Raw genomic sequence first — 10,772 nt, forward strand, 5'->3', positions numbered from 1 at the left:
GAAGGCGAGTGCTGCATAAGGGAGGGGCAAACATTATGACAACTCTAAGCATTTCCCAAAAAGAAATTGCTGCCATGAGTGCAGTAGAAGTAGAAGAACTAGCTACACGTCTGGAACTGGATAATTATAGTAATGCTTTTGAGGGTTTAAATGATTGGCATCTATTGCGAGCGATCGCATTTCAGCGTCCGGAGTTAGTTGAACCCTATATCTACCTCTTAGACTTGGAACCCTACGATGAAGCGTAGAGACGCGATTAATCGCGTCTGTACAGGAGTTAAGAGTTAGGAGTTAAGAATTAGGATTTATAACTATTTAGTACTAATTTTTCTAACGACTCACTCCTAACTTTTTATTATGACTAATCCAAAATTGAACAGGGTTCTCATTGGTGTAGGTGGCGGTATCGCTGCCTACAAAATCTGTGAACTGGTTTCGACGCTGTTTAAAACCGGGGTGGAAGTCCGAGTCATCCTGACTCGTTCGGCGCAAAAATTTATCACGCCTCTGACAATAGCCACTCTATCTCGTCATCCCGCTTACACAGATGATGATTTTTGGCAGCCAACTCACTCTCGTCCGCTACATATTGAGTTGGGTGAATGGGCAGATGTGATGGTAATTGCCCCTTTGACAGCAAATACCTTAGCAAAGTTAGCCTACGGAATGGCGGATAATTTACTCACAAATACCGTGCTGGCTTCTACTTGTCCCGTGCTGTTAGCACCCGCAATGAATACTGATATGTGGGAACAGCGATCGGTGCAACGGAATTGGCAACAGTTATTGACAGATAGCCGATATCATGGAATGAGTACACCATCAGGGTTATTGGCATGCGATCGCATCGGTGCTGGTAGATTAGCAGAACCTCCAGAAATTTTAGCTTACATCCAATCGTTGTTACACACTCAAGGCAAACGAGATTTAGCAGGTAAACGAGTCTTAATTAGCGCTGGAGGAACGCGAGAGTTTCTTGACCCAGTGAGGTTTATTGGCAATCCTTCCACAGGTAAAATGGGATTAGCCTTAGCACAAGCCGCATTTCACCGAGGGGCAAACGTTACTCTGGTACATACCCCAGCTAATTGGGATGTACCATTGGGAGTGCAAGCAATTCCCGTTGTTAGTGCAGACGAAATGCAGCACGTCATGGTGGAATGTTTACCCAACGCTGATGTAATTGTGATGTCGGCGGCGGTGGCAGATGTGAAACCAAGAGATTATAGTACAAAGAAATTGCCCAAGCGATCGCTCCCCCAAGCTTTACCTTTAGAACCAGTACCGGATATAGTTGCCCAGTTAGCACAACATAAACAGCCGCATCAAATATTAATTGGTTTTGCTGCACAAACTGGTGATATTGTCAATCCAGCGTTAGAAAAATTACAGAATAAAAAATTAGATGCGATCGTTGCCAATCCTATCGATCAACCTGATAGTGGTTTTGGGAGTGATAATAATCAAGCGATATTTTTAGATAGTCAAGGACATCAGGTAGAAATTGCACCTTGTTCTAAATTAGAAATGGCACATCAATTATTTGATTTTTTGACCGAAGAATAAAAGGATACAAGCCCCTAAATTTATTTATGGACAAATTTAAAACAATTGTGCCGCGATGCGTAAGCGTAAGGCACAAAGAGTCCAAGTTTTCAAGCCCCTAAATTTATTATTTATGAGGATTGTAATGCGTGAATTTTGAATTTTGAATTTTGAATTCCCCGTACCCCTGTGGGGAAGCAAGCTACGCGTAGCGTCTCGCAGAGAAGGGGGTCAACGTCCTGTTTCACCTATCTGATCTGCATCGTCTGCTACTCCATTGCGAAAGCGCACTTCTAAGCCGTGTTCTGGCTCCCAGTCACACTCAGCTATCAACTCAAAGGTAGCAATATGCAGGTCATACTCAACATGGGGCGGCACATAGATATATGAGAAAGTGACCTGATCCCAGACCTGAATGGGATTAGCCAACAGCGGCATTTCTTCATCTCCAATCATGTCACGATATACATCATAATTTTGCAGCACCAGAGGAGCAGTGATGCGTAACACATCTGGTGGCAAGGCTAGAGCTTGCCGAATAGCTTCACGCTGGAGCGATGAAAGTTCCCCAATCTGCCCCTGTTCAAAATCCACGAAAATCGGTACACAGCGATCGCCCAAAACAGCACATTGTGCTAAAGTCCAGTGGTTATCTTCGATTCTCATCTGTCCAAACTCAGCATCGTAGTAACTCCTTGGGGGTTTGATCATCTTCAGGTACTACCTTTATTCATCAAAGTTATGAAAAAATATGTTTATCTTTGTTCATAGTTTTACCAGTAATATCCCTCTTCTTAGGCGCCTGAGCGATCGCTTCACTCGCGGTAAGTAATCAAGCGGACATGATATGAATATCTTTCCAGAGTCCGAAACTGATGAAACAACTAGCAACCGAATCACCATCCACCTGGCGTTTCGTCCCAATGCTTCAGACATCAGGAGCAGTGCAAATGGCGATCGATGCTTGGTTGTTCAACCAATGCGAAAACGGACAACATCTGCCTACCTTGCGTTTTTATACCTGGTGCCCTTATGCTCTCTCCTTGGGACATCTGCAAAAACAATGGCCTGCCGAGTGGCATAATCTGATCTACCAGGGAAAGGGACTCGATCTAGTTCGTCGTCCAACGGGAGGTCGAGCTGTTCTCCACCAAGGAGATTTAAGCTACGCCCTGATTACCTCAGCTAGTACTGGAAAGAGCTGGGGTACTTATGAAAACATCTGTAACTTTTTGATCCAAGGCTGGCAAACCTTGGGTATTGAGTTAAATTACGGTTCTGCTGGACGGGGTTACATTCATAATCCCAGTTGCTTCAACACAGCAACAGCGGCTGACTTGGTTACAGCTGATGGAAGTAAATTTATTGGTAGCGCCCAACGCAAGGGAAGAAATACCATTCTTCAACACGGCTCGATGATTTTGTCTACAGACAAAGGTTTATTTCAGGAAATCTTTGAACAACCGGCTCCGTGGAATACCTCACTTTGCAACACACACCAAGAGGATGGCTGGATTGCAAAGATTGTGGATACATTGACAGAAACGGCAAAACAGTACTTTGGTATAGAACTAGTTACTCAACCATTTACCGATCTCGAATGGCAAGATATTCTCAAATTGCGATCGCTTTATCAAGTGCATTAGCGTAGCTCACCGTCGGTATCGCCTATTTCAAAACTTTAGTACTTTAGTTGGAGCCAACCTTCCTTTTTGAGATAAACTTATTTATCAATTATTTGCCATTAGTTTTGTAAAGTAATTTTACAAAAACTAATGCCTTGCGTAAAACACAGACATAACTCACCGAGTAATAGCTAGCAACTCAAAATAATCAGTTTTGTGGAAATATGGTTTCTAGCAACGGGATTTTAGAACAACGCAATTTTCTTCAAGTCACATTGCCGCATATCTGGGATCGTGATCTGAGCGATGTCTGCGACGAGCAACTCTTGGAGACGCTACGCCAACCCTTACACCAGCAGAGTTTCTTAGCCTTAGAGAGAACCAATAGAGCCTTAGAGTCAAAAGTGCAAGAGCTTTTAGCTGAATTAACCACTGCTAAAGAGCAATTTTGTCGTGAGAAAGCTGCCGATCAGCAGAGACAGACAGAATTAGAAAAGTCCCTTTCTTTGCTTCAGGCAACTTTAGATTCCACAGAAGAATTATTAGAAGCAATCGCTCCTCAACTGGAAAAACACGTTGGCTCAAAGCAGTGGGATTTGGCTAAATATCAGCGGATATCAGAACCACAGCGGCTCTTTCCTACTTGCTCTCAACTAAAGAAAGTTTTTGATTATATCGAAGCTAATTATCATCAATCGATCGGTTTAAGCAACGTAGCTGTTGCAGTTGGTTATTCCGCAGCTTATCTAACCAATCTAGTGCGACGCAAAACAGGAAAAACAGTAAATGATTGGATCTTTGAACGCCGGATGCTAGCTGCGCGTGCCTTGCTTCTGGAAACCGACCAGCCAATTAATCAAATTGCTTGTGCAATCGGCTATCAGTATGAAGGATATTTCTTTCGTCAATTTCGCCAGTTTTATGGTACTACACCTCAAGTTTGGCGTAATACTCAGCGTTCTAATGTTAGTGTCAAACAGTAGCAATATAATTAATAGTTTTAACAACAAAATGTGCATTGTCCCTAAAACTTTTATTTCCTACACTATTAAATATAGGAATGCAACTTGATTCTTGAAAGCAGACTAAGACTAAAAGTTTTATCCAACAATGCTCATATCTTGGAAAGCTTTCAATAATCAAACCAGATTCCTATTAATACAAGATTACTTTTACAAAAGGTAACTTGTAAAACGTCGATATTAAGTGCTTTGCACTATCTGTTTGATAAATTATTGCAGAACAATTCACCTTTCAATAGGTTCACATAAACATCAATTTAGAAAAGGAAAGTGACAATGTTAAACACCAAAGAATACTTCAATCAATTTGATGTAACTTTTGCTGTTGAAGAACTTGACAATGAGGCTGCTGCTACTATTCAAGGCGGTTATGATTTGATAGTTTACGACGGATACAATGGTACTGGAGAGGTGTTAGGTGAGTTCAACTTCGGAAAAGCAGTGTTAGGTGCAGGTAATAACAGGATTAGCTCGGTTAAAATCAATGCAGGTCGATGGAAATTTTCTGATTGGTATTATTATTCAGGTCAATTCGAAGAATTTACGAACACAGGAACAATCAACCTTGATTCTTTGGATAACAGAACCTCATCCATTCAGCGTTTCTAATGGTTGAGCTAACGCTTCCGAAAATTCGGTTTCAGTTACTAAATATCCCCGACTGAGAGCTAGAAGTTACTGAATTATTGGTTCTCAATCTTCGTACACACTAACTCTGAATTTAGGAACGTATCCTAACTGAACCACATAATCTGTTCTTAGTTTGTAGGGGCGAAATATGCCCATTGGTGTCAACTTAAATCCTGGCAAATACTCTGCTACGAGTTCGTGGGTACAAGGCATATTTCGCCACTATTTTTTTGTCAGTTTTCAATGGAAGTTTAAACAATGAGAACATAAGTCCTTTACTTATGTGTAATAAATCAAGTTAAACCCCTTGAATTTATAGGTCTAATCTCAGATATTTAAATGGGATTAGAAAATTTACAACTAATTCCATTCACACCTGATAAAGAGAGAAAAGAAACAACAAGTTTTAGCTTTTCGCCGTTAGTCTCGTCCGACTTCTGGATTGAAGAATTTAGTTAGAGCGATCATTTTTAAGTTTGATCGGGCGATCAGGTTGTATCATAAAAAAATTTTTCAACGCTATTTATAGTAATATTACAGTTTGTAATTTAATTACATATAGAATTTTTAAAAGTTTTTGCAACACAATCTTTAATACACTAAAAATCAGATATGGTCAGGGCGAAAGCCCTGACCGAGCTTTCTATGCTGCATAAATTTTAAAGATGAAATACCAGATTGTTGAAAAGTTTAATAAGCATTCCATTTTAATAATTAACAACCAATATAGATTTCTAAAAATATTTATTAATAATTAAGCTGGGATTAATAGACCTCTTGCAAAAGTCACTTAAGCAGATTCAGTTTTGGTGAGACGAAGCTCATAGTTGTACAAACCAGCTATGAGATTAAATCTCAAAGCAAATCTTTTTCGACGATTGCGATAACGGTCAGACAAAATTTTAAATATTTTCAGTTTTCGATTAATATGCTCACTCACAACTCGGACTTTGGCTAACTCTTGATTACTCTTTTTTCAATTGCAACATAATTAATAGTTTTAACAACAAAATGTGCATTGTCACTCAAAATTTTATTTCCTACACTCCTAAATATAGCAATGCAACTTGATTCTTGAAAGCAGACTAAGACTAAAAGCTATTATTCAACAATGCTCATATCTTGGAAAGCTTTCAGTAATCAAACCAGATTCCTATTAATACAAGATTACTTTTACAAAAGGTAACTTGTAGTCGAGATTAAATGCACAAGTTGTGCAGCAAGTTTCTAAAACTATGGTTCCTCAAGGAACGATACAGAACAATTAACACTTCAATAGGAGAGAAAAGATGAAAGACGATCAGCATGAACAACTATTTACCGAATTAACTCCCGAAGCCGCCGCTGTTGTTGAAGGAGGTGGTAGTTTCAAGTCTACTGTTAAATTTGATACTTTTCTAACCTCACGAGCATTCAATGTGCGATCCGGTGGAACAATCAAACTCACTTCCAACACCAAATCAGCTAAGAGTAACCCATCCTTCGCTGCAATTATTAGAAATGTAAATACTAATAATGCAAATGGAAAAGTAGCCAGTGTTGGTAAAGATACCACTACATGGACTAACATCCGGGGAGGCAAATACGTAATCGACTTTAGAGATGATAAAGACGGTATATTTGTCACTGGCAATATAAGAGTTGACTACACCTCTTGATGCAGCACATGAAGCTAAACGCTCAAGAGTCTGATCAAACAAACTGATTAGACCAGTAGAACATTTACGGCGAGCAAGGCTTTCCCCATGTTCGCCTTTCTGAATTTTCCCGTTATCTCTTTGACGGAGCGATGTCTACGACGGGCTGCGCCAACGCTTACTATACCTCTATCCAAAAGTCCTATTCTCTCGTGATTTATTGTCATAAAATTAGAATAAAGCTCAAATTAGAGCAAACAATACACATGATACCTGTAGGGGCGTAGAACGATCGCTCCTACATGGGATTTTTTCTGCTCAAAAACAAAATTCTAATGTTAGTGTCAATCAGTAGCAACATAATTGATAGTTTTAACAACAAAATGTGCATTGTCCCTAAAATTTTTATTTCCTACAGTACTAAATATAAGAATGCAACTTGATTCTTAAAAGCAGACTAAGACTAAAAGCTTTATCCTACAATGCTCATATCTTGGAAAGCTTCCACTAATCAAACCTGATTCCTATTAATACAGCTTACTTTTCAAACAAAGTAGCTTGTAAAAGGTCGATATTAAGATGCTTTAGCCATCTTATCGGCAATATATAGCATTCCTAAATCATTTGTGAAATATTTTTGGAGTTAGCTGTCATTGGTCATTAGTCATTTGCAATTACAAAGGACAAATGACTAATGACCAATGACCAAGGACGACCATAACAGAAATTTTCACAATCTCATTTAGGATTGCTATAACTCCCCATCAAAATCAATCTGGAATGAAGGAAAGTGACAATGTTAAACACCAAAGAACATTTTAATCAACTTGATGCAATTGCGGTAACAGAACTTGATAATGAGACTGCTGCTGCAATTGGGGGCGGTGCAGGATTGGAAGTCTTCAGAGACATCAATGGTAAAGATCGCATAGGCAGTTTCAACGTTGGCACTCCTCAGGTAAAAGCAAACGACCAGATTAGCTCGGCTAAAATTAATGATGGAGGTACATGGAGATTTTACGAGGACGCTAATTACAAGGGTCATTACATAGATGTTTCTGCGCCTAAGGGGGTAGTCATCAACTTTATTCGACCATCTCAACCAGATGACTTTTGGAATGACAGAATCTCATCTCTCAAGAAAATCTCTAACAAACCTATTTAGCCAGCACGTTGAACACTCCGGTTCCAGTTAGGGTAATCTCACAAAGTAACTGGAAGTTGGAGCTCTTAGTTTCCAGTCCTTCTAGAGGATAACTCGGGGCTAAACACTTACTTTTGCTGAACATATAAGCTCTTAACTGGTAGGGGCGAGACATGTTTCGCCCCTATTTTATGTTTGCTTGTAATAGAAAAATTTACACTCTGTCCGAATAGCGAACCATTTATAGGTACAGGTCTTGAAGATGCGATACCAAATTGTACTTCAACATAGTGAAGAAGACTGCGGTGCTGCCTGCCTTGCCACTATTGCCAAACACTACGGACGCACCTTTGCGATTAGTCGAATGCGGGAAGTAGTTGGTACAGGATCGCGGGGAACCAGCCTGCTGGGTTTGAGGCGGGGTGCAGAAACTCTAGGATTTAATACGCGTCAAGTCAAAGCCTCTGCACAACTACTGGATCAATTAAATAAAGCCCCTCTACCAGCCATCATTCACTGGAAAGGCTACCACTGGGTCGTTTTATACGGGCAAAAGGGAAAAAAATACGTAATCGCTGACCCTGGTGTAGGTATCCGTTACCTTACCCGCGAGGAGTTGCTTGAAGGATGGGGCAATGGCATCATGCTGCTGCTAACGCCAGACGACAGCCGCTTTTATCAGCAATCAGATGATAAAATTGGCGGCTTTGGGCGTTATCTGATGCGGGTTTTGCCCTATCGCGCTATTCTCATCCAAGCGATCGCAATTAACATTGTCATCGGACTACTTTCGCTTGTCTCTCCCTTAATGATGCAATTGCTTACTGATGACGTACTCGTGCGGGGAGATACCCAACTGCTAACTGTGGTGGCAATTGGAGCGATCGCTATGAGTCTATTTAGCAGTGGGATCGGTTTGGTACAATCTCACCTAATTGGTCACTTTGGTCAACGACTGCAATTAGGACTGATTCTAGAATACGGGCGACAACTGTTGCGTTTGCCCCTCTCGTACTTTGAAGGACGACGCAGTGGGGAAGTAGTCAGCCGGATTGCTGATGTAGATCACATCAATGAGTTAGTTTCCCAAATTGTCCTCGGTTTACCCAGCCAATTTTTTATCGCCTTGGTTTCCTTGGGCTTCATGCTCTTTTACAGTTGGGGGCTGACTTTGGCTTCCCTGGCTGCCTTTATGATTGTCACCCTCGTCAATCTGCTTTTTCTCCCAGCTTTGCGCCAGAAAACCCGTAATGCGATCGTCTTGGGTACAGAAAACCAAGGCTTTCTCGTTGAAACTTTTCGCGGTGTCCAGGTACTAAAAACTACCCAAGCCACTCCCCAAGCTTGGCAAGAGTATCAGGCAAATTATGGTCGGCTGGCTAACTTGGGCTGGAGTATGATGAAGCTGGGGCTTTACAGTGGCACAATCACTAATATTTTTTCCACTTGCACGAATATTGCCTTACTGTGGTTAGGCTCATACTTAGTGATTAATCGCACTTTAAGCATTGGTCAGTTGCTAGCGTTTAGTGGAATGAGTGGCAACTTTCTCGGCTTTTTGAGTTCAGTCATCGGCTTAGTTGATGAGTTTATCACTGCCCAGATTGTCATCCAACGCCTGACAGAGGTGATTGATGCTACCCCAGAAGACGACAAAGACGAGAAAAAGCCTTGGGCAGAACTGAAGGGCAATATAGATATTACTTGCACTAACCTTAATTTCCACCACGCAGGTAGAGTTGACTTGCTGCAAGATTTTTCGCTGATTATCCCTGGCGGTCAAGTCATTGGGCTGATTGGTAAATCCGGTTGTGGTAAAAGCACCCTCGCCAAACTGCTTGCAGGTTTATATTTCCTTCAATCTGGCAATATCCGCTATGGCATCTATAATCAGCAAGACCTCTCAATGGAATGTCTGCGGCAACAGGTGGTGCTAGTACCTCAAGAACCTCACTTCTGGAGTCGCTCAATTATTGAAAACTTCCGCTTCAGCTATCCTCAAATCGGCTTTGAACAAATTGTGCAAGCTTGCGAGATTGCTGGTGCAGATGAGTTTATTAGTAAACTACCCGATAAGTATCAAACTGTTTTAGGCGAATTTGGCGCGAATCTTTCGGGTGGACAACGACAGAGATTAGCGATCGCTAGAGCTATAGTTACTGACCCGCCAATATTAATTTTAGATGAATCTACTGGCGCTCTCGACCCAGTAAGTGAGGCCAAACTGCTAGATAGACTGCTTGACCATCGGCAGGGCAAAACCACAATTATGATTAGCCATCGCCCCAAAGTCATCGGACGCGCTGATTGGATTGTACAGATGGAAGAAGGGCGTTTGAAAATCCAAGGCACTCCAGAGGCTCTGCGCCATCAGGCTGGCGAACACTTAGACTTCTTAGACAGCGTTGACCCATTCACAAATGGTTTAGTAGCTAAATCCTCCAATTCTCACTCTAACGGCAAATTCAGCGCAATCAGCAAATAAAATCATCTATGATATCAAATCCGGTAGTATCTGAATGATTAAAAAACCGCAGAGACGCTGAGTACGCAGAGAAAGAGAAAAGAGGAATAATTCCGATACAAAGGGATTTGATATGACTTACGCATTGACAAAAAATATCATCCATGACCTCTAAGTAACAACTGATTGCTCAAGATTCAACAGAGGTTAAAGAATGAATACAAAATTTTCAAAGCTGTCTTTTACGATAGCTGTCTCGGCTGCAATCATAGGTAGTGCTTCTGTAGCGTTGCCTGCCGTTGTGTCGTTCAGCGATGCTACTGCCACATCTACTAGTGGTTCGTTTATTGCTGACAACGCTATTGACAAAAATAAGAATACCCACTGGGAGGCTGCCGCCCGTGGTGCTTCCATAACTGCGAGATTCGGTAGCTGCCAGCGCATAGATGATCTGGTGCTTAACTGGTACGGCACGAACAAGTATACCTACAGCGTACAGCTTTCCAAGGACAATGGTGCAACCTGGACTACTGTGGTTAGTAACACCTCTGGCAAGGGCAATGAAAACAAGCAAAACGTCACCGACCAACCCGCCAATGCGATCAAAATCGTGGGTGATACCGATTCTAGATTGCGTATCGACGAATTGAAGATTAACCCTCTTTTGTCACTCTAGGCAGAGGAAAAATAGAAATAAGGGATATT

The 10,772-nt window shown here is 41.4% G+C and carries 10 protein-coding genes and 1 pseudogene; 9 read left to right on the forward strand and 2 right to left on the reverse strand.

Features of this window, described 5'->3' with window-relative positions; all coding sequences use genetic code 11:
- Nucleotides 1–35: 35 nt before the first annotated feature.
- Both RMY63_RS35440 and coaBC read left to right on the forward strand, forming a co-directional pair.
- Entirely contained in the window at nt 36–248 is a 213-nt protein-coding gene (locus RMY63_RS35440; RefSeq protein WP_094351471.1) for a DUF2555 domain-containing protein, read from the forward strand.
- Between the two features lie 109 nt (nt 249–357).
- Nucleotides 358–1,566, forward strand: a complete 1,209-nt coding sequence (coaBC, locus tag RMY63_RS35445) for a bifunctional phosphopantothenoylcysteine decarboxylase/phosphopantothenate--cysteine ligase CoaBC (protein WP_322733180.1) — start codon at nt 358–360, stop codon at nt 1,564–1,566.
- 210 nt (nt 1,567–1,776) lie between these two features.
- Here coaBC and RMY63_RS35450 read toward each other — a convergent pair whose 3' ends face one another.
- Nucleotides 1,777–2,256 carry a DUF6985 domain-containing protein gene (locus RMY63_RS35450; protein WP_322733181.1) on the reverse strand — a complete coding sequence of 160 codons (480 nt, stop codon included), beginning with the start codon at nt 2,254–2,256 and terminating at the stop codon, nt 1,777–1,779.
- 164 nt (nt 2,257–2,420) lie between these two features.
- On the opposite strand from RMY63_RS35450, the gene RMY63_RS35455 reads away from it, so the two are divergent.
- From RMY63_RS35455 to RMY63_RS35465, 3 genes are all read left to right on the forward strand, one after another.
- Nucleotides 2,421–3,191, forward strand: a complete 771-nt coding sequence (locus RMY63_RS35455) for a biotin/lipoate A/B protein ligase family protein (protein ID WP_322733182.1) — start codon at nt 2,421–2,423, stop codon at nt 3,189–3,191.
- Between the two features lie 203 nt (nt 3,192–3,394).
- Nucleotides 3,395–4,153 (forward strand): AraC family transcriptional regulator, encoded by a 759-nt coding sequence (locus RMY63_RS35460; RefSeq protein ID WP_322733183.1) that lies wholly within the window; start codon nt 3,395–3,397, stop codon nt 4,151–4,153.
- A 315-nt stretch (nt 4,154–4,468) separates the two neighbouring features.
- The gene (locus RMY63_RS35465) at nt 4,469–4,801 is read left to right on the forward strand and encodes a hypothetical protein (protein WP_322733184.1); all 333 of its coding nucleotides are present in this window, start codon (nt 4,469–4,471) and stop codon (nt 4,799–4,801) included.
- A gap of 811 nt (nt 4,802–5,612) precedes the next feature.
- Here the strand turns inward: RMY63_RS35465 and RMY63_RS35470 are convergent.
- Nucleotides 5,613–5,798 (reverse strand): annotated as a pseudogene (locus RMY63_RS35470) (IS5/IS1182 family transposase); the annotation flags it as partial.
- A 313-nt stretch (nt 5,799–6,111) separates the two neighbouring features.
- On the opposite strand from RMY63_RS35470, the gene RMY63_RS35475 reads away from it, so the two are divergent.
- The 4 genes from RMY63_RS35475 to RMY63_RS35490 all read left to right on the forward strand — a co-directional run bounded on the left by RMY63_RS35475 (nt 6,112) and on the right by RMY63_RS35490 (nt 10,743).
- A complete protein-coding gene (locus RMY63_RS35475; RefSeq protein WP_322733185.1) occupies nt 6,112–6,480 on the forward strand; it encodes a hypothetical protein in 369 nt (122 codons plus the stop codon).
- 775 nt (nt 6,481–7,255) lie between these two features.
- Nucleotides 7,256–7,624: a hypothetical protein gene (locus RMY63_RS35480; protein WP_322733186.1), complete on the forward strand. Its 369-nt coding sequence runs from the start codon at nt 7,256–7,258 to the stop codon at nt 7,622–7,624.
- A 241-nt stretch (nt 7,625–7,865) separates the two neighbouring features.
- The gene (locus RMY63_RS35485) at nt 7,866–10,088 is read left to right on the forward strand and encodes a peptidase domain-containing ABC transporter (RefSeq protein WP_322733187.1); all 2,223 of its coding nucleotides are present in this window, start codon (nt 7,866–7,868) and stop codon (nt 10,086–10,088) included.
- 193 nt (nt 10,089–10,281) lie between these two features.
- A complete protein-coding gene (locus tag RMY63_RS35490) occupies nt 10,282–10,743 on the forward strand; it encodes a discoidin domain-containing protein (RefSeq protein ID WP_322733188.1) in 462 nt (153 codons plus the stop codon).
- Nucleotides 10,744–10,772: the final 29 nt, after the last annotated feature.

Source organism: Nostoc sp. ChiQUE01b (assembly GCF_034531255.1).
Lineage (GTDB): Bacteria > Cyanobacteriota > Cyanobacteriia > Cyanobacteriales > Nostocaceae > Nostoc.